The sequence below is a fragment of the Arthrobacter sp. UCD-GKA genome (assembly GCF_001863355.1).
Taxonomy (GTDB): domain Bacteria; phylum Actinomycetota; class Actinomycetes; order Actinomycetales; family Micrococcaceae; genus Paeniglutamicibacter.
On record NZ_MOLR01000002.1, the window covers coordinates 285,059 to 303,280 of the forward strand.

Annotated in this window: 14 protein-coding genes; 3 read left to right on the plus strand and 11 right to left on the minus strand. The window is 67.4% G+C overall.

Annotated features, from left to right (window positions below; translation table 11 throughout):
* Positions 1 to 52 precede the first annotated feature (52 nt).
* The 5 genes from ftsL to dinB form a co-directional block, all read right to left on the minus strand.
* Positions 53 to 778 (minus strand): cell division protein FtsL, encoded by a 726-nt coding sequence (gene ftsL / locus BLJ79_RS04620; protein WP_071213514.1) that lies wholly within the window; start codon positions 776 to 778, stop codon positions 53 to 55.
* Between the two features lie 2 nt (positions 779 to 780).
* Positions 781 to 1,809 (minus strand): 16S rRNA (cytosine(1402)-N(4))-methyltransferase RsmH, encoded by a 1,029-nt coding sequence (gene rsmH, locus BLJ79_RS04625; RefSeq protein ID WP_071213515.1) that lies wholly within the window; start codon positions 1,807 to 1,809, stop codon positions 781 to 783.
* 139 nt (positions 1,810 to 1,948) lie between these two features.
* The gene (gene mraZ / locus BLJ79_RS04630) at positions 1,949 to 2,377 is read right to left on the minus strand and encodes a division/cell wall cluster transcriptional repressor MraZ (RefSeq protein WP_071213605.1); all 429 of its coding nucleotides are present in this window, start codon (positions 2,375 to 2,377) and stop codon (positions 1,949 to 1,951) included.
* 608 nt (positions 2,378 to 2,985) lie between these two features.
* On the minus strand, positions 2,986 to 3,360 hold the full coding sequence (locus BLJ79_RS04635; protein ID WP_071213516.1) for an SCO2097 family morphological protein: 375 nt from the start codon (positions 3,358 to 3,360) through the stop codon (positions 2,986 to 2,988).
* A gap of 175 nt (positions 3,361 to 3,535) precedes the next feature.
* A complete protein-coding gene (gene dinB / locus BLJ79_RS04640) occupies positions 3,536 to 4,738 on the minus strand; it encodes a DNA polymerase IV (RefSeq protein ID WP_071213517.1) in 1,203 nt (400 codons plus the stop codon).
* 99 nt (positions 4,739 to 4,837) lie between these two features.
* Between dinB and BLJ79_RS04645 the strand changes: the two genes are divergently transcribed.
* A complete protein-coding gene (locus BLJ79_RS04645) occupies positions 4,838 to 5,944 on the plus strand; it encodes a polyprenyl synthetase family protein (protein ID WP_071213606.1) in 1,107 nt (368 codons plus the stop codon).
* Positions 5,945 to 6,058: 114 nt separating this feature from the next.
* Here the strand turns inward: BLJ79_RS04645 and BLJ79_RS04650 are convergent, their stop codons facing one another.
* Positions 6,059 to 6,415, minus strand: a complete 357-nt coding sequence (locus tag BLJ79_RS04650) for an Rv2175c family DNA-binding protein (protein WP_175475388.1) — start codon at positions 6,413 to 6,415, stop codon at positions 6,059 to 6,061.
* A gap of 201 nt (positions 6,416 to 6,616) precedes the next feature.
* Here BLJ79_RS04650 and BLJ79_RS04655 point away from each other — a divergent pair, with 201 nt between their 5' ends.
* Positions 6,617 to 8,155, plus strand: a complete 1,539-nt coding sequence (locus BLJ79_RS04655; protein ID WP_071213518.1) for a lytic transglycosylase domain-containing protein — start codon at positions 6,617 to 6,619, stop codon at positions 8,153 to 8,155.
* Positions 8,156 to 8,239: 84 nt separating this feature from the next.
* Here BLJ79_RS04655 and BLJ79_RS04660 read toward each other — a convergent pair whose 3' ends face one another.
* The 5 genes from BLJ79_RS04660 to BLJ79_RS04680 form a co-directional block, all read right to left on the minus strand.
* Positions 8,240 to 9,715, minus strand: coding sequence for a sensor histidine kinase (locus tag BLJ79_RS04660; protein WP_071213519.1), 1,476 nt, complete (start codon positions 9,713 to 9,715; stop codon positions 8,240 to 8,242).
* A 5-nt stretch (positions 9,716 to 9,720) separates the two neighbouring features.
* Positions 9,721 to 14,535, minus strand: coding sequence for an NAD-glutamate dehydrogenase (locus tag BLJ79_RS04665; RefSeq protein WP_071213520.1), 4,815 nt, complete (start codon positions 14,533 to 14,535; stop codon positions 9,721 to 9,723).
* 105 nt (positions 14,536 to 14,640) lie between these two features.
* Entirely contained in the window at positions 14,641 to 15,891 is a 1,251-nt protein-coding gene (locus tag BLJ79_RS04670) for a CpaE/TadZ family protein (protein WP_071213521.1), read from the minus strand.
* Positions 15,888 to 16,544, minus strand: a complete 657-nt coding sequence (locus BLJ79_RS04675) for a CpaB family protein (RefSeq protein ID WP_071213522.1) — start codon at positions 16,542 to 16,544, stop codon at positions 15,888 to 15,890. Before BLJ79_RS04675 ends, BLJ79_RS04670 begins: the two co-directional genes overlap by 4 nt.
* A 192-nt stretch (positions 16,545 to 16,736) precedes the next feature.
* The gene (locus tag BLJ79_RS04680) at positions 16,737 to 17,282 is read right to left on the minus strand and encodes a hypothetical protein (protein ID WP_071213523.1); all 546 of its coding nucleotides are present in this window, start codon (positions 17,280 to 17,282) and stop codon (positions 16,737 to 16,739) included.
* A gap of 119 nt (positions 17,283 to 17,401) precedes the next feature.
* Between BLJ79_RS04680 and BLJ79_RS04685 the strand changes: the two genes are divergently transcribed.
* The gene (locus tag BLJ79_RS04685; protein WP_071213524.1) at positions 17,402 to 18,193 is read left to right on the plus strand and encodes a LysM peptidoglycan-binding domain-containing protein; all 792 of its coding nucleotides are present in this window, start codon (positions 17,402 to 17,404) and stop codon (positions 18,191 to 18,193) included.
* Positions 18,194 to 18,222 lie beyond the last annotated feature (29 nt).

The following is an 18,222-nucleotide window of genomic DNA, read 5'->3' on the forward strand; positions in this document are numbered from 1 at the left end:
GTGGGCGTGGTGGTGCGTAGCGGGGCCTGGTGCGGCCCCGGTTCCGGGGGTGCTACTGTCCCGGGGTCTTCAGGCTTGGTGCGGGGATCGTCCCGCCATTGAGTTGGGCCGGGGAGAAGTCGGGGCGCGAGCCGTCCGCCGGCACGGGGGTCCGGGCGACGGTGGACTTCGGCGGCACCTCGGCGGCCACCGGGGGTTCGGTCGCGGCGTCCCTGGCTGCCGGTTCAGCGGTCTTGCCCTTGGCCTCGGTCGTGGTTGCGGGCTTGGCCGGGGCTTTCAGGATCCCGCTCTTGGCCTTGTTCTCGGCGCTTGGCTTTTCGGCCGCCGTGGCGGTCCCGGCGACCTTGCCGGTGTCCAGGTTGATGGCCGCGGGCGCGCCGGGCTTGACCATGCCCAGGTCGGCAGCCTTCTTGGCCACCACCTGGGGGGATCCCAGGTACAGCGCTTCCTGGCGCAAGGCCTCGTTTTCCTGGGACAGCGAACGTTCCTGTCCGCGCAGGTCCACCGCGGTGTACTGGCCGTTGGCGATGTACACGTTGATCAGCAGCACCGCCACGACCGAGGCGATGACCAGGACGAAGATGGAGACGATGAATGGAACCCGTCGCTTGGCCCCCAGCGCCGGCACCACCGAGAGGGTGGTGCGGCGCTTGGCGGATGTTTCCTCCGGGCGCGAGGCCGGGATGGGCTGCGGGGCATGGCTGAGCGCGTTGGCACCCTGTGTTGCGGGTAGCTCGATGACGCGAGAACGTACGCGGTGGGGTGTCCGGTTGCTCATACTCAGTTCCTCTTCAGGATGCGTTCCACGGCTCGCAGCTTCGCTGAGGCTGCTCGTGAGTTTTCGGCGATTTCTTGGTCGGTTGGCTTCTCGGTTCCTCGGGTGAGGACCTTGAATTGCGCCTTGTGTTCTTCAAGCTCCACGGGAAAACCCGCCGGGGCCGATGACTTTGATCCGGCGGCGAAGTGCCGCTTGGTGATCTTGTCTTCCAGCGAGTGGTAGCTCATCACCACCACCCGTCCCCCGACATGCAGGGCGCCCATGGCCGCGGGAATGGCCCGATCAAGCACGTCCAGTTCCTCGTTCACCTCGATGCGAAGCGCCTGGAAGGTCCGCTTGGCCGGGTGGCCGCCGGTGCGTGCTGCTGCGGCGGGGACGACCGACCGGATGGCCGTCACCAGTTCCTCGGTGGTGCTGAAGGGCTTGGCCTTGCGCGCCTCGACGATGGCCGAGGCGATGCGTCCGGCGAATTTCTCTTCGCCCCAGGCACGGATGATGCGCACGAGTTCGGTTTCGCTGTACTCGTTGACGATGTCGGCCGCGGTGGGTCCGCGCGAGGTGTCCATGCGCATGTCAAGCGGGGCGTCATAGGAGTAGGCGAAACCGCGATCGCGTTCATCGAGCTGCAGGGAGGAAACCCCGAGGTCGAAGAGAACCCCGTCGATTCCGTCGAACCCAAGGTCCTCGACGACATCGGCGATTTCGTCGTAGATCGCATGGACAAGGTCCGTGCGGTTTGCGTAGGGTTCCAACCGGGCACCGGCGAGGGCCAGGGCTTGCTCGTCGCGGTCAAGGCCGATGAGGTGGACATCCGGGAAGCGCCGGAGCAAGGCTTCCGAGTGGCCGCCCATCCCCAGGGTGCAGTCAACGACCACGGCACGGCCCCGTGCGGCGATTCCGGCTTCGATGCCAGGTGCCAAAAGCCCTACGCATCGTTCGAGCAGTACTGGAACGTGGCGTTCCGAGGCGGGTCGCTCTGCGTTGCCGTCGATATTCACCGCTCCCCCTTTCGCGTGGGCATTTTGCCTCATCTGTTGGCTGAGACCAGATCCCCCTCCGACCCGCTGCTGCCCAGCCTGGCTCCGGGGAAGTGGAGCCAGGATGTGCGTGGCACGGGCGGCTGGAGATCTCGTCCAAGCCACTGACCGGTTTCCAGTCACCATGTGGTGCCTAGAATCCCGGAAGTACTTCGTCATCCGTTTCGGAGAACGAATTCTCCTGTTCTTCGAGGTAGGTATTCCACGCCGTGGAATCCCAAATCTCGACCCGGTTGCCCGCGCCGATCACTGTGACCTCACGGTCCAGCCCCGCATATGAACGAAGCATGGACGGAATGGTGACCCGCCCCTGCTTGTCCGGCAATTCATCCGAAGCGCCGGAGAGAAAAACACGCGCATAGTCCCTGGCCTGGCGTGATGAGATCGGAGCCTGGCTCATTTGCTCATGCTGCTTCTCGAATTCACGTTGGCTAAAGACGTAGATGCAGCGCTCCTGGCCACGAGTCAGAACTAAACCATTGGCTAATTCGTCACGATATTTCGCCGGGAGGATTAATCGCCCTTTCTCGTCCAGGCGCGGTGTATACGTTCCTAGGAACACACAGACCGCCTCCCGGTTGAAAGAAGCAACTTGCCCCATTCCCCTCTATTTCGCTCCACTTTACTCCACAAGCCTCCACTGTCAACGACCATTCCGGCATTTTGAGATGAAAAGAGAACGAAAAGTGTTGATTTTCCGCGGCATTCCGGCGTGGGGGCGAAGTGGAGGGATTTGGATTCAGACCAAACTCCCAGAAAGCGGGATGTGGCGGGGCCCACATTCGGGATTCTGGGAATTCCCGGATTCACAAGGATCTTTAGAACCTGGATGCGAAAATGGCAGGGAAGCCGCCCGCTGCGGTGGGGGCAAGTGGAGGGATTCGGGCAGCGCGCGCGGGCGTGCGGGATCCACCGCCGGAATAAAATTTACGGCGATTGGGCATACTCGGCGCGTCGCCGTGTCGCGCACCGGCTGCGGGGTTGGCCTTGCCTGGCGGCGGCCGACCGTGGCGATCGCCAGCGGCCCGTCCAGACGGCATGGGGCCGCATGCCTCCAGGCGGAGGGCCAGTCCTTAAAAAGGCAAAGGCCCCGCACATGCTGCGGAGCCTTGGCTGGAGTAAGCGGAGGCGGAGGGTCAGGCCTCCGGGCCTCCGGTCAAAGGTGGCTTATCAGGAACCGTGCTCGTCACGCTTGCGCTGTTCCCACCTGTTTTCGAGGTCGCTCATGAATCCCGATTTCTGGGGATTCTTGCCCGCACCGGGCACGCCGCCCTTCTTGGAGCCGCCCTTGCGCGAAAGGGCCAGGTACACGCCGCCAAACATGATGATGAATCCCAGCACGCCCACGATGATCAACTGGCTTGAAACGCCATAGATCAGCACCCCAAGCCCCACGATGCCGATCAAAGCACCCAAAGCAAGATTGCGCGTTGAGTAGTTCCCCGCCGTCGACGCGGATTTCATCGTCGATGCGAAGCGATGGTCTTCGTGTAGCTGCTTTTCCAGCTGCTCCAGAAGACGTTGCTCATGCTCGGAAAGTGGCATCGTCTCTTCCCCTTCACTTCACGGTCCCGGCTCTCGCCTTTACCTACTTGAACGTAATACGCCTTGGCAATGTTCCCGGCCGATACGGCTAGCTAACTTCTACTTCCAGAATAGTCCCGAATCCTGCTAATAAGGTAGTCAGGATTCAACTCGCAGCAGACTCACGGCGAATGTGTCAAGAAGGCTGGTCCGGTTTTTTCTCTTTTTGCCCACGTTCGAGCAGGGAAGCCGGGCGAAGCGCCCCGGCCGGGAACCGGGAACGGATCAAATCCATCGTTGCCTCGGTTTGCCGCCAGTTGTCGTCTCGCGGATCGATGCTCAATTGCATCCCGCCGCCGGCGTCAGCCAGCTTCTCCGCCCGGATACCCACAAGTCGCACGGCTTGGGGCCGCCGGCCAAGCTTTTCAAAAAGTCCATCCGCGGCAGCGACCAGGTCGCCGGCCGCGTTGCTGGGATACGGCAGGGTCCGGCTGCGCGAGAGCGTGGAAAAATCGCTGTAGCGCAGCTTCAAGGCCACGACGCCCGCCACTTTTTCGGCCTCGCGCAGCCGCGTGGCCACGCGATGGCCGAGGTGGAGTATTTCGCGGCGCAATGCTTCGTCATCCCAGATGTCGATCGCGAATGTCTCCTCGGCGCCGATGCTTTTTTCCTCGCGCTCGGTCTCCACGGACCGGTCGTCACGCCCCCAGGCCAGGTTGTACAGGTGGATTCCGGTCGCTCCCAGTCGGCGGCTGAGCGTGTTTTGCGGTGTGTGGGCCAGCTGGGCCACCGTGGTGATCCCCATTTCCCGCAGCACCAATGCGGTTTTGGCCCCCACTCCCCACAGCGCACCCACCGGCAGGGTATGCAGGTAGGCCAGTGTCTGCTCGGGGCGGATCACCAACATGCCATCGGGCTTGGCGCGTGTGGAGGCAACCTTGGCCACGAACTTCGAGGCGGCGATGCCCACGCTTGCGGGCAAACCCAGCTCGGTGCGCAGCCGTGCGCGAATCATCTCGCCGATCGCCTCTGGAGGTCCCAGCCGCCGGATGCTTCCGGTCACGTCCAGGAATGCCTCGTCCACGCTGAGCTGTTCCACCAGCGGCGTGACCTGGTGGAAGATTTCCATGATCCTGGCGGAATATGCGGAATACAGCCCCTGCGTCGGTGGAATCACCACCGCATGCGGGGCCATCCTCATCGCCACGGCCATCGGCATGGCCGATTTCACTCCCAGTGCCCTGCATTCATAGGACGCCGAGAGCACCACGGAGCGTTCACCCGGATGACCCACGATCACTTGTTTCCCCGCCAGCTCGGGGCGCGTGAGCAACTCGACGGACACGAAAAAAGCATCCATGTCGACATGCAATATCGCGCGCACCTTGCCTTGGGCCATGCACTGAAGTCTAGCCAACGACTCCGACAATCCAGCTGGCGGCAACTGCACGGCTAGAGTTAAGGAAACACCACGTTGCGCAACCTATGGATGGGAATCATGACACTTTATGCTGCGGACACCTCCGACCCCGAAAAGGCACGGGACCTTTCCGCAGACTTCTCGGAACGGCTCGAGACCTTGCTGTCGGAATTCCTTGCAGAACAACATGAAGCCATCTCCGACATCGCCCCGGCGGCGGCGGAAATCGTCACCGCGATCGACGAGCTGACACGCGGCGGCAAACGACTGCGTCCGCTGTTCGCCTTCTGGGGGTACCTGGGGGCCGGCGGCGATGCCCAGGCCACCGACATCGTGCAGGCCGGCGCCGCACTGGAACTCTTCCAGGCCGCCGCCCTGATCCATGACGACCTCATCGACCGCTCCGACACCCGCCGGGGCCAGCCCAGCATGCACCGACGCTTCGAGTCGCTGCACCGCGCCTCGGGCTGGCACAGGGACGCCCCGCGCTTTGGCGAGGCCGCCTCGATCCTCGCCGGGGACCTCTGCCTTTCGCTGAGCGAGCAGCTCTTCGCCACCATCCAGCCGCTGGTGCCCGAGGCCCGCACCATCTTTGACCGCATGCGCGCGCAGGTGATGGCCGGACAGTACCTTGATGTCCTGGAGGAGTCTGCAGGGCCGGCCTACGGGCCTGCCGAGGCGGTCAAGCGCGCCCGCACCATCGTGCGCTACAAGTCCGCCAAGTATTCCGTGGAAAATCCCACGCTGCTCGGCGGCGCGCTGGCGGGGGCCTCCTCCGACCTGCTGGAACAGTATTCCCGGTTTGCCCTGCCGCTGGGCGAGGCCTTCCAGCTGCGCGACGACGTCCTGGGCGTCTTTGGCGATCCGGCGATCACCGGCAAGCCGGCCGGCGACGACCTGCGCGAGGGCAAGCGCACCGAGATCATCGCGCATGCCCTGACCCTTGCCCCGCCGGCCGACCAGGAATTCATCCAGTCGCGCCTGGGTGCCGATGACCTGCGCGAGGACGAGGTCACCCGCATGAGTGCGTTGCTGGAGTCGTGCGGGGCGCTGGCGGCCACCGAGGCCTCCATCGCCGAGCTCTCCGAGCAGGGCCTGGCCGCCCTGGACCGGCTCACCGTCACCCCGCTGGCACGGCACGGTCTGCGCACCCTGGGCCTGGCGGCAATCCGCCGGACCTCGTAGGAGTAGGCAGGAACGAGAAAAGCGACGGCCCCCACCCCGGATCATCCGGAGGGGGGCCGTCGCTTCTTGCTTGGGTTCGGGGCTATGCACCGGGCAGGTGCAACACGGTGCCTGCTACCAGCTCAACGCCTGGGCGCGGCGGCGGATCTCGGTCTTGCGTCCGGCGCGCAACGCATCCATGGGCGTGCCGTTCAGGGACTCGTCGGGGGTGAAGAGCCACACCAGCAGCTCCTCGTCCTCGTAGCCGGAGTCAACGAGCACCGAGATCGTGCCCTTGAGGCTCTCGACGATGCCCCCGTCCATCACGAAGGCGGCGGGTACGCTGCGGATGTTTCGCTTGCCCACGCGCACGGCAATGATGGCACGTTCGTCGATCAGGCTATGGACCCTTTTGATGGAAACGTCCAGCGCTTCGGCAAGGTCGGGCAGGGGCAGCCAGTCGGCCACTAGGTTCTCAAGATTGCTCACCATTCCAGCGTGCCACATCCTTGGATGGTTCAGGAGCCATATGAACGATTTCTTGGTGGGATCTTTCACAAATTCCACTCCGTGGTGTAAATTCACATTAGTCACACCTGCACCATGAGTCACAACACGCACATGGGCCACAATCCATGTGCGTTCTTTTGCGACCGAACGATTCGTCCTTGCCCCAACCCAAAGGATCGCTCCATGTCCCTTGCACATAACAATCGCGTCAGAGCCATTGGCAGCGCCGTGGCCACGGTCGCAATCCCTGCAGTTGTCCTCGGTTCCCTCGCACTCCCGGCCGAGGCAGCACCGCTGCCCACCCGTGATGCCCTGACACCCAAGACCGCCACCCCCGCCATGGTCAAGGCAGCCGAGGCGCGAATCAGCGCCCACCTGGTGGCCTCCCACGTTCCCGGCTCGGTGGTGCCCCTGGCCAAGAAGAGCGGAACCGTCACCGTCAAGAAGAACGACACGCTCTCGCACATCTCCGTGCGCACCGGGGTCTCGGTGTCCGAGCTCAAGAAGATCAACAAGCTTTCCTCCGACCTGATCAAGCCCGGAGACGTGCTGCGCCTGGGCGGCAGCGACGCACGCGCCGCATCGCCCAAGGCCTCCACGAACAACGCAGGCACCTCCGCCAAGCCGGCACAGACCTACAAGGTCGTCAACGGCGATGTCATGGGCGCGATCGCCAAGAAGCTTGGCGTTTCCCTGGACGAGGTCCGCAGCGCCGCCGGCAACCCCGCCAGGGACACCATCTACGTCGGCCAGGTGCTGCACTTCGGATCCAAGGGCTCATCGTCCCCGTCCAAGTCCGCGCCCAAGGGCAACAGCGCCTCCGCGTCCGGAACCTACACCGTGAAGTCGGGCGACTCCCCCTCGATGATCGCCATCCGCCACAACATGTCGGTCTCCGCCTTCATGAAGCTGAACAACCTGTCCAACGGCGACATCATCCGCCCGGGCGACAAGCTGAAGATCAGCGGCTCCCCGAGCGCACCGTCCGCGCCGTCGTCCCCCAAGGCATCGGCAGCACCCAAGGCCCCATCCGGCGGCTCCAGCTACACCGTGGTTTCCGGCGACACCCTGGGACACATTGCGTTGAAGACCGGGACGCCGCTGAACACCATCCTGCGCCTGAACCCGTCGGTGACCTACTCCACCGTCCTGCAGATCGGGCGGACGCTGAAGGTCAGCGGCAACGGCACCTCCGCACCGAAGTCCTCCTCGGACGTGAACCCGACCAGCTCGAAGCCGCTGGTGGGCAACACGTTCCTGGGCCGCACCTACAAGAGCGACGTGGTGGGTTCGGCGAACGACAACAAGCGCGAGCTGCTCTCCCGCAACCTGCCCTCCCCCGCGGCCATGCAGGCCATGGTGGCCAGCACCGCCCGCCAGATGGGCGTCGACCCCTCCCTGGCCCAGGCCCACGCCTTCCAGGAGTCCGGTTTCCGGATGAACGCGGTCTCCCCGGCGAACGCCGTGGGCGTCATGCAGGTCATCCCCTCGGCCGGGGAATGGGCCTCGGGGCTGGTGGGGCGCAAGCTCGACCTGCTGGACCCGCAGGACAACGTCACCGCCGGTGTCGCGATCATCCGCGCGCACCAAAGCTCGGCGCCGTCGGTCGAGCTGGGCATCGCCTACTACTACCAGGGCGCCACCGGAGTGAAGCGCAACGGCATGTACGCGGACACCAAGAACTACGTCGCCAGCATCCTGGCACACCGCACGAAGTTCTAGGCGCTCCGCAGCACCACACAGGCAGGTGGGGCCGGTTCCTTTCAGGAACCGGCCCCCGCCTGCCTGTCGTTGGCCTGCCTGGCCTCAGCGCCGGGCGGCGACCGGCAACTCGATCACGACCCGGGTCCCGGGTCCCGAGCGGTCCTCCCAGTGGATGTTCCCGCTCAGCTCGCTGGTGACCAGGGTGCGCACGATCTGCAGCCCCAGGCCCTCCGTGCGCGGGCCCGCGGGCAGTCCCACCCCGTCGTCGGAGATGGCCACGCGCAGGATGTCCTCCCCCACGGCGTTGCGCTTGCGTTCGGCGGCCAGCTGGACGGTGCCGTCGCGCTCGGCCAGCCCGTGCTCCACGGCGTTGGTGACCAGCTCGTTGATGACCAGCGAGAGCGGTGTTGCCAGCTCCGCCGGCAGGTGCCCGAAGGCCCCGGTCTTCTCGGTCATCACCTTTTGCCCCGGCGAGGCGATTTCCACGATCATCCGGAACTGCCGGTCGATGAGCTCGTCGAAGTCCACGTTCTCGCCCAGCCCCTGCGAGAGCGTCTCATGCACCGCCGCGATCGTGGCGACCCGGCGCATGGCCTGGTCCAGGCCCGCCCGGCCCTCCTCGGACTTCATCCGGCGCGACTGCATGCGCAGCAGCGCCGCCACGGTCTGCAGGTTGTTCTTCACCCGGTGGTGGATCTCGCGGATGGTCGCGTCCTTGGACACCAGTTCCTTTTCGCGGCGGCGCAGCTCGCTCACGTCGCGGCACAGCACCAGGGCGCCGTAGCGTCCCTTGGCGTTGCGCAGCGGGATCGCGCGCAGCGACAGCGTTACGCCCATCGACTCGATCTCGGTGCGCCAGGGCATCTTGCCGGAGACCACCAGCGGCAGCGCCTCGTCGGTCAGCCGGCGGTCCTTGACCAGGGACATCGTCGCCTCGGAGAGCGAGACGCCCTCCAGGGTCGCCGCGGCCCCCAGCCGGCGGTAGGCCGAGACCGCGTTGGGGCTGGCGTACTGGACCACCGCGTCGGCATCCAGCCTGATGAACCCGTCGCCCACGCGCGGGGCGCCGCGCCGGGAACCGGTGGGCGTGGCGAAGTCCGGCCACAGCCCGCGGGTGCACATGCGCAAAAGGTCCTCGGCGCATTGCCGGTAGGTCAGCTCCAGCCGCGAGGGCAGCCGCGAGCCGGAAAGGTCGAAGTGCACCGAAAGCACCGCCAGGGTGCGCCCGTTGCGGACCAGCGGCACGGCCTCGATGAGCATCGAGTGCTCACCGGGCCGCACCGTGCCCGCGTCCGAACGCACGATGTCCTGGGTCTGCCAGGCCTGTTCGACCAGCGGCTTGAGGTCCTTGCGGATCCGCTCCCCGACGAAGTCCGTGTGGAACACTGTATGCGAGGTGGAGGGACGCACATGGGCCAGGGCCTTGTACGTCCCCTCCGGGACCGGGAACCACAACACCAAATCGGCGAACGCCAGGTCGGCGATCAGTTGCCAGTCCCCCACCAACAGGTGGATCCAATCCTCATCCCCCGGACCAAAGTCGGCGCTCTGGCGTAGCTGGTCCGTGAAGATGGCCATGGATATTACCTCCGTACGATGGAACGCAACAGCCGCAGCGCGACCGACAGGGACGCCATGTCATCGCGTTCCAGCCGGTTCACTTCCGCGAACATGTTCTGTGCACGATCAAGGTTAGCCGCGTTCGCCTCCAACCACGCAGCCACACGCACGGCCGGGTCGCTTTCCCCCGGATCCGTGACGGCAACGACGTCTCGGGTGAAGTCGATGATGGTCGAGTACAGGTCGTCGCGCAGCGCGGCGCGGGCCAGTGCCTTCCACCTGTCGTCGCGCGGCAGCGAGGTGATCCGCTCCAGCAGCGAGTCGACGCCGAAGCGGTCGTAGAGCACGTAGTAGACCTTGGCCAGCTCGGTAGCATCGGCCCCGGTGCGGGCCGCGGCCGTGGCGATGTCCAGCAGCGCGAAGGACTCGAACTGGACGGCCCAGCGGGTCGCCAGGTCCTCGTCCAGGCCCCAGCCCTTGCCCTGGGTCGCCCAGGCCGCGGCGCGCTCGGCGTCGACCCCGCGCAGCAGCGACCCGACCTCCGGGCGCAGCGCCCGCACGGTCGGTGCCAGTGCGGCCACGGCGTCGTCCACGTCCTGTTCGCGGTCCACGTGGTGGACGTACCAGCGCGTGGCGCGGTCCAGCAGGCGGCGCATGTCCAGGTGCAGGCGGCACCAGTGCGTCGAGTCGAAGGAAGCCGGCAGCGCATTGATCGCGTCGATCTCGGCGTCCAGCGAGTAGATCTCGCGCAGCGCCACGAACGCCTTGGCGACCTGTGCCTCGTCGGCCCCGGTCTCCTCCATCACGCGGAACGCGTAGGTGGTGCCGCCGATGTTGACCATGTCGTTGGCCACCACGGTGGCGATGATCTCGCGGCGCAGCGGGTGGGAGTCGAGGTCCGCCCCGAACTGCTCGGCCAGCTGCACCGGGAAGTAGTTGCGCAGCGTCGCGGCGAAGTGCGGGTCGTCGGGCAGGTCGGAGGCGGCCAGCGCGGCGGCCAGCTGGATCTTCGCGTAGGCCACGAGCACCGCCAGTTCCGGGGCTGTCAGCGTACCCCCGGCCGCCAGGCGCGCCTCAAGCACCTCGGTGGAGGGCAGGAACTCCAGCTTCCGGTCAAGGTCCGCATGCTCCTCGAGCCAGTCCATGAGGCGTTCGAACGCCGGGGACCAGCTGCTGAGCTCCTGCTTGTCGTTGAGCAGCAGCACGTTCTGGTCGAAGTTGGTCTTCAGCACCAGGCGGGCAACCTCGTCGGTCATCGAGTGCAGGAATTCGGCCCGCTTGGAGGCCTCCAGCTTCCCGGCCACGACCATGCGGTCCACGAAGATCTTGATGTTGACCTCGTGGTCCGAGCAGTCCACGCCTGCGGAGTTGTCGATGGCGTCGGTGTTCAGGATGACCCCGTGCAGCGCCGCCTCGATGCGGCCGCGCTGGGTCATGCCCAGGTTGCCGCCCTCGCCGATGACCTTGGCGCGGATCTGCTCGCCGTTGACGCGGATCGCGTCGTTGGCGCGGTCCCCGACCTCGGCGTGGGACTCGTCGGCGGCCTTGACGTAGGTGCCGATGCCGCCGTTGTACAGCAGGTCGACCGGTGCGCCCAGGATGGCCTTGAGCAGTTCGTTCGGGGCCATGGAGCTGACCGTGGCGCCCAGGCCCAGCGCCTCGCGCACCTCGGGGGAAATCGGGATGGACTTCAGCGCGCGGGAATGCACCCCGCCGCCGGCGGATATCAGGTCCTTGTTGTAGTCGGCCCAGGAGGAACGCGGCAACTCGAACAGGCGCGCGCGCTCGTCGAACGCGGCCCCCGGCTCCGGGTTCGGGTCCAGGAAGATGTCGCGGTGGTCGAAGGCGGCCAGCAGCTTGACGGTGCGGGTGCGCAGCATGCCGTTGCCGAATACGTCCCCGGACATGTCGCCCACGCCCGCGGCGGTGAACTCCTGGGTCTGGGTGTCCACGCCGAACTCGAAGAAGTGGCGCTTGACCGACTCCCAGGCGCCGCGGGCGGTGATGCCCATGGCCTTGTGGTCGTAGCCCACCGACCCGCCGGAGGCGAAGGCGTCGCCCAGCCAGTGGCCGCGCTCGGCGGAGATGGCGTTGGCGGTGTCGGAGAACGAGGCGGTGCCCTTGTCGGCGGCGACCACCAGGTAGGTGTCGTCCCCGTCCAGGCGCACGACGTTGGCCGGCGGCACGACCTTCTCGCCGTCCTCGTCGACCACCAGGTTGTCGGTGATTTCCAGCAGCGAGCGGATGAAGATGCGGTAGGAGGCCTTGCCCTCCTCCATCCAGCCGGCGCGGTCCACGGCCGGGTTGGGAAGCTGCTTGGCGTAGAAGCCGCCCTTGGCGCCGGTGGGCACGATCACGGCGTTCTTGACCATCTGTGCCTTGACCAGGCCCAGGACCTCGGTGCGGAAGTCCTCGCGGCGGTCACTCCAGCGCAGCCCGCCGCGGGCGACCTCGCCGAAGCGCAGGTGCACGCCCTCGATGCGCGGGGAGCAGACCCAGATCTCGTACTTGGGGCGGGGGAAGGGAGCGTCGGTGATCTTTCCGGGCAGCAGCTTGAAGGCCAGTGCCGCCGGATCGATGTAGTAGTTGGTGCGCAGCGTGGCCTCGATGAGGTTCACGAAGCGGCGCAGCAGCTTGTCGGCATCGAGCGTCGGGACCTTGTCCAGGGCCTCGTTGAGCACCTTGTGGGCGACCTCGATGGCGGCGGCGGATGCCTCGGGCGTCAGTGCCGGGTCGAAGGTGCCCTCGAAGAGCGCGATGATCCCGTGGGTGACCTCCGGGTTGGCGACCAGGGTGTCGGAGATGAACGTGTAGGAGGTGGAGACACCCAGCTGGTGCAGGTAGCGGGAGTAGGCGCGCAACAGCCCGACCTGCTTCCAGGAGATCGATTCCAGCAGCACCAGGCGGTTCATGTGGTCGGATTCGGCCGCGCCGGTGACCACCGCGGAGTAGGCGTCGGCCAGCAGGGCCTCGGCGTCCATGGGGTCGATCCCCTCGGGGAACTTCAGGCCCAGGTCGTAGAGGTAGCGCGGCTCGGCGCGCGAGGGCGTCACGGCGAAGGGCCGTTCCTCGATGACTTCCAGGCCGAGGTTCTGCAGCACCGGCAAGATCCGCGACAGCGAGAGCGGCGCGGTGAGGTAGAGCTTCATCCGGGCGTTGACCTCGGAGTCCTCATCCTCTTCGGGGACATAGAACTTCACCACGGGGCCGATGTGGGTTTCGTCCTCGTACTTGCCGAAGCGCTCGATGTCGGCCAGCGCGTCCTCGACCTCGAACTCGACGCGGTAGGCGGCGGGGAAGGCCTCGGACCAGCCGGCGGCCAGCGCGGCGCCCTTGTCGTTGCCGTAGAGCTCGTTGGCGGCCACGGTGATGCCCTCGGACCAGGAACGCACCGCGGCGACCAGACGGGTTTCCAGCCCGGCGCGGTCCACCACGGGGGTCAGCCCGTGGCGCTGCAGCCGGATCCGGTAGAACAGGCGCACCAGCGAGGACTCGGACATGCGGACCTCGAAGTCCATCGACTCGGCGTTGAACGCCTCGGTCAATTCCTTCTCGATACGCAGGCGCACCCCGGTGGTGTAGCGGTCGCGCGGCAGGTAGACCAGCGCGGACATGAAGCGCCCGTAGACGTCGGGGCGCAGGAAGAGCGAGGTGCGGCGGCGTTCCTGCAGGCGCAGGATCCCCAGCACGGTGTTGGTGAGGTCCTCGACGGAGATCTGGAAGAGCTCGTCGCGCGGGTAGGTCTCCAGGATCGTGACGATGTCCTTGCCGGAGTGCGAATCGGGGGCGAAGCCGGCGAGCTTGAGCACGGCCTCGACCTTCTCGCGCACGACCGGGACGCTGCGCACCGAGGAGGTGTAGACGCTGGAGGCGAACAGGCCGATGAAGCGGCGTTCGCCGTTGACGTTGCCGGCCGCGTCGAAGCGCTTGACACCCACGTAGTCCAGGTAGACCCCGCGGTGCACGGTGGAGCGGGAGTTGGCCTTGGTGATGACCAGGGCGCGCTTGTCGCGGGCCATGGCCCGGCCGCGCTTGGTCAGGTGCTGGGTGTCGCGCGCCGGGATGGCGTTGCGCATCAGGCCCAGGCCCGATTCGGTCTGGATCCGCAGCACGTCTTCGTTGTTCTCGGTGATCAGGTCGTACTCGCGGTAGCCCAGGAAGGTGAAGTTCCCGTCGTCGAGCCAGTGCAGCAGGTCGATGGCGGCGTCCAGGTCGGGGACCTGCTCGGCGCCTGCGACCGTGGCCAGGGAGTCGGCGATCTCGTGGGCCTTGTTGCGCATCGACGCCCAGTCCTCCACGGCGGCGCGCACGTCCTTGAGGATGCGTTCGAGGCCTGCGACCAGTTTGGTCAGGGCCTCGTCGCTCGGGTCCCCGCCGAGTTCCACGGAGATCCAGGATTCGATGGCGGTGTCGCGGTTTTCGGCGACCAGCGCGGAGATCTGAGGCAGGGCGGCGGTGTCGCCGCTGGCCAGGTGCTCGTTGGCCGGGACCGTGTCCAGGGCGGTGATGTGTCCGTCCTCGGCATCGCGGCCGACCACGAAGGTGGGGTGGACCACGACGTTGATGGCGTGGTTCTGCCGCACGATCTCGGCGGTGACCGAGTCGACCAGGAACGGCATGTCGTCGGTGACCACGTACACCATGGCCATGGCGGCGTGTCGGGTGATGGCCACGCGGGGCGTCTTGGGTTCCCGTATCCAGCCGACGGCCAGGTGGGCTCCCACCCTGGATTCAAGTTGCTGCGGCGTGTAGGCCGCCGCGTCCTCTGGTGCCAACTGCCCGTAGTAGGTTGCCACCAATTCGGGCGTGAGTGTCTCAGCGATGAATGTTTCGGACATGCTGGACTCCGACGAGTTCAAAAGAACGCCTCCGTGGATCGAGTGTGCGTGGCGCTCCGTTGCGCGACGCTGGTGCTACAACACTATCCCGCCGGGTTACCGACGTCACTTCGACGGGGCCAAACGGCGCAGAAACGGCGCCCTGCCCCTGATCCGTTGCCCGGCGAGGGCGGCGATGGCCACCCGCAGGGCCGAATGCGGGGCGATCTCCGCCAGCGCGCTTCCGGCCAGCAGCGCGGCGTCCACCGCAGCGGGGTCGCGGGGCAGGTAGCCGGCGATCGGCAGCCCGGGCCCGAACCGCGCCCAGGTCTCGGCCAGCCCCTGGCGCGGGGAGGCCCCGGCGTTGGCCGCGGAGACCTTGTTGAAGAGCACCGTGACCGGCAGTGCCCCGAGCACCTCGTGCATTTCCTCCAGGCCCCTGATCAGCCGCGGGACCCCGATGCTGTCGGCCGCCCCGACGGCATGGATCTCGTCGGCGATGCGCAGCATCGCGGCGGTCACCCCGTTGCGTTGCGGGGCGGCGGTGTCGAAGGAAAGCTCCTCGTCGAGTTCCAGCGGCGCCGCGACATCGATCACGATCGTGTCGCAGGCCTCCTGCAGCGCCAGGACCGCACGGCGCAGCGCGGTGGGGCGCAGTTCGGGCCAGCGGCTGGCCCGCGGCAGCCCGGTGGCCACGCGCATCCGGGCCCCGGCGATCAGCACCGGTGCACAGATCCGCTCGAGCTTCGCCGCGTCGAACCGCCCGGAGTCCACGGTGCGGCAGATCTGCGCGATGCCCGCGGCCTCGTCGAGCAGGCCCAGCTGCACGGCCTGGGAGGCCCCGTAGGTGTCGGCATCCAGCAGCACCACTTCCTGGTCCCCCAGCGCGCACTCCACGGCGTAGTTCAGCGCCAGCAGGGAGCGGCCCGGGGAACCCACGGGGCCCCAGAAAACCACCACGCGCGCCCGCTTCCGGGCCGGTGTCCCCGGCTCTTCGCCGGCAGCGGCCGGAACGGTGCCGCGCTCACGGTGCCCCAGCTCGGCCCGGGCCCGGGCGACCAGGGTGCCCAGCTCCGGGGCGGTGCAGCCGGTTCCCGCCACGTAGGCGCCGGCCGCCCCGAGCCGCTTGCCCTGGGCCGCGTCGTCGCAGAGCACCAGCACGGGGACCCCGCGCTCGATCATCGCATCGATGTCGTGGGTTTCGACCTCCACCGGCGGCCCGGCCAGGATCGCCGCGTCGGCCAGCCCGGTCTCGCAAAGGGCGATGGCCTCGGACATCTCGGTGCAACTGCGGGCCACCGTGAGCACCCCGCGGTGGCTCTCGAGCCTGTCGACCACCGTGCCGTCGTCCCCGTGCACCACGACCGAGATGTTCATGAGGCACTGGCCCCGGGGTTGAAGACCACGGTGATCCGCGCGTCGTTGGCCATGGCCTCGAGCAGGTCCGCCAGCCCGCTGTCAACCACCAGGATCTCGACCAGCGTCCCGGCCGTTCCGCCGAAGCCGGTGGCCCGTTCGGTGCGGCCGGTGACCTCGGCGGAGGGCAGCAGCAGGGTCGGCGGGGCGTAGGCATTGGCGGTCCGGTCCTTCAGCGAGACCCAGACATCGACATGGGCCCCGGAGGTGATCGCCGCCGGCAGGGCATCGGGCAGGTCGATGGACACCGGGCGGCGGTTGGTTCCGTCGTCCAGCCCCAGGGAGCTGCGCGGGAGCAGCTGCCCGGCGCGGACCAGCGAGTTGGCCCGCGTGCCCTCAAGCAGGGAGGGATCCGCCGGCACGTAGCGCTCCTCGAGCGCGTCGAGCTTCACGTTCACCACGTTGAGCTTCTCCGCGGTGATTTGCTCGCCCAGGGAGATGTCGGCCTTGGCCGAGTACATGGGCGTGGTGCGGTCCAGGGAACTGGTCAGGGCCACGACCCCGACGCAGGAGGCCAGCACGATCAGGATGCCCAGCAGCAGCCGCGGGTCCTTCCAGCTGGGTCTTCCCAGCCTGCTGGCCGCTGCCGCCACCGCTTCGTGGGCCTTGTCCATGTCGAATATCCCCCTCCGCCATGACCCCGCCGATGCGCGGCCGGGGAGTCTTCCGCCTGGCTGCGCAGAAACGCGGGATGCTTCATCGGCGGAGGCACGAGCCCCGCCGTTGTCCTTGGGGGCCACCATACGCCGTGGCGGCCGTGCGTGAGAAGGGGGCGAGCCCGGCTGTGGACAACCCCGCCGGGGGCCTCATTCCTCGCGGCGCACCCTGGCCACTGCGGAAAACGGGATCACGCACCGTCCGTGGATGGCAGGTGCGCGGCGGAATTCGTCGCGCTCGTGCAGCGCCACCTCGACGAAGTCCTGGCCCACCTGGTCCAGGGTTCCGCTGGCCAGCTGCTGCCCGTCGGTTCCGCCGATGCCCACCCTGGCCCGGTCCCGCACCAGCACGCGCAGGGCCTGGGAGAAGCCGACCCGCCGCTCCCCCGGCTCCGGGTTCCTGCCCGGCTCCCGCCCGGACCACCAGGCCAGCGCACGGAAGGGAACGAGTTCCTCGGTGCCGCCGTGGCGCAGCATCAGCCAGTCCCTGCCGAGGGAGGAAAGCTGTCCGCCCAGGCGTTCGGCGCCGAGCAGCTGCACATCGACCCGCGTGTCCAGGTGCCGTGCCAGGCGCTGGACCAGCGTCTGGCGGGCGCGTTCGATCCGGACAAATTCCTGGATTTCGCTGGCCTGGTCGCGGGCGGCCTCGGCCTCGAATTGTGCTTCCAGGTCGGCGAAAAGCGATTCCCATCTCATGGGCCCACCCTAGATGCCCAAAAGTTTCGCGCCTACCCCTAGATTCCCCGTGCACGAAGTGTCATCATGCTGTTACAAACAGATGCAAACAACATCAAATGACATCAAAGAAGGCCAATATGCGTTCACAACCAGCCCGCGACGCCCTGGCACTCGTGGCCGCGGCCGTCCTGTCGCTGGGCATGCTCGGGGCCAGCATCGTGCTGTGGCGCTCACTGCAGGAGCGCGCCGCCACCGGCACCCGGCTCGATGCGTGGTCCCTGGAACGGCTCACCGGCCTGGCCATCGGATTGCTGGGCGCGGCGTCGGTCGCCTGGCTGTTGTTGTGCCTGGCCCTGGCCCTGGCCGCCCGTCTCCTCGCCGCCTGCGGGCACCGGCGTCGCGGTGCGGCCCTGGCGGCACTCGTTCCCGGATTCGTCGCCCGGGTGCTGCTGGCCGGGTTCGGCGGTTCCCTCGTGCTGGCCGGATGCGCCGCGGGCGGCGCCACCGCCGCGGCCCCTGCGGCCCCTGCGACCGTTGCCGCGCCGCTGGCACCGGCCCAGCACCTTCAGGCCGCGATCGCCGGGCAACACGAGCGCCAGGCCGGCCCGCGACAGCCGGAGGCCACCGGGCCGAAGGGCACCGAAACCGAACTCCTCAGTCCCGGATTCATCCCGCACCGGGTCCCGCTGCCGCTGGCCCGGCTGGCCGGCGGAACCACCCGCACCCTTGAGGAGGTCGTGGTCCGGCCTGGAGACAGCCTCTGGGCCATTGCCGCACGCCACCTGCCCTCGAGCGCCGGCCCCGAAGACATCGCCGCGGCCTGGCCGCTATGGTTCGCCGCGAACCGCCGATTGATCGGCCCCGACCCCGACAGGCTCGAGGTCGGCATGGTGCTCCAGGCACCGCGGCCCGCTTCCCAGAAGCCCTGAAACCGATTGCACACACCGCCCTCCACCGT

Coding starts and splice junctions, on each gene's coding strand:
- dinB (WP_071213517.1), bottom strand. CDS start 4,738: ATGGCCCAAGGCAAGGTGCGCGCGATATTGCATGTCGACATGGATGCT.
- BLJ79_RS04660 (WP_071213519.1), bottom strand. CDS start 9,715: ATGGCCATCTTCACGGACCAGCTACGCCAGAGCGCCGACTTTGGTCCG.
- BLJ79_RS04680 (WP_071213523.1), bottom strand. CDS start 17,282: ATGAGATGGGAATCGCTTTTCGCCGACCTGGAAGCACAATTCGAGGCC.
- BLJ79_RS04635 (WP_071213516.1), bottom strand. CDS start 3,360: ATGCCACTTTCCGAGCATGAGCAACGTCTTCTGGAGCAGCTGGAAAAG.
- BLJ79_RS04650 (WP_175475388.1), bottom strand. CDS start 6,415: ATGGTGAGCAATCTTGAGAACCTAGTGGCCGACTGGCTGCCCCTGCCC.
- BLJ79_RS04655 (WP_071213518.1), top strand. CDS start 6,617: ATGTCCCTTGCACATAACAATCGCGTCAGAGCCATTGGCAGCGCCGTG.
- BLJ79_RS04685 (WP_071213524.1), top strand. CDS start 17,402: ATGCGTTCACAACCAGCCCGCGACGCCCTGGCACTCGTGGCCGCGGCC.
- ftsL (WP_071213514.1), bottom strand. CDS start 778: ATGAGCAACCGGACACCCCACCGCGTACGTTCTCGCGTCATCGAGCTA.
- BLJ79_RS04665 (WP_071213520.1), bottom strand. CDS start 14,535: ATGTCCGAAACATTCATCGCTGAGACACTCACGCCCGAATTGGTGGCA.
- BLJ79_RS04675 (WP_071213522.1), bottom strand. CDS start 16,544: ATGGACAAGGCCCACGAAGCGGTGGCGGCAGCGGCCAGCAGGCTGGGA.
- BLJ79_RS04645 (WP_071213606.1), top strand. CDS start 4,838: ATGACACTTTATGCTGCGGACACCTCCGACCCCGAAAAGGCACGGGAC.
- rsmH (WP_071213515.1), bottom strand. CDS start 1,809: ATGAGGCAAAATGCCCACGCGAAAGGGGGAGCGGTGAATATCGACGGC.
- BLJ79_RS04670 (WP_071213521.1), bottom strand. CDS start 15,891: ATGAACATCTCGGTCGTGGTGCACGGGGACGACGGCACGGTGGTCGAC.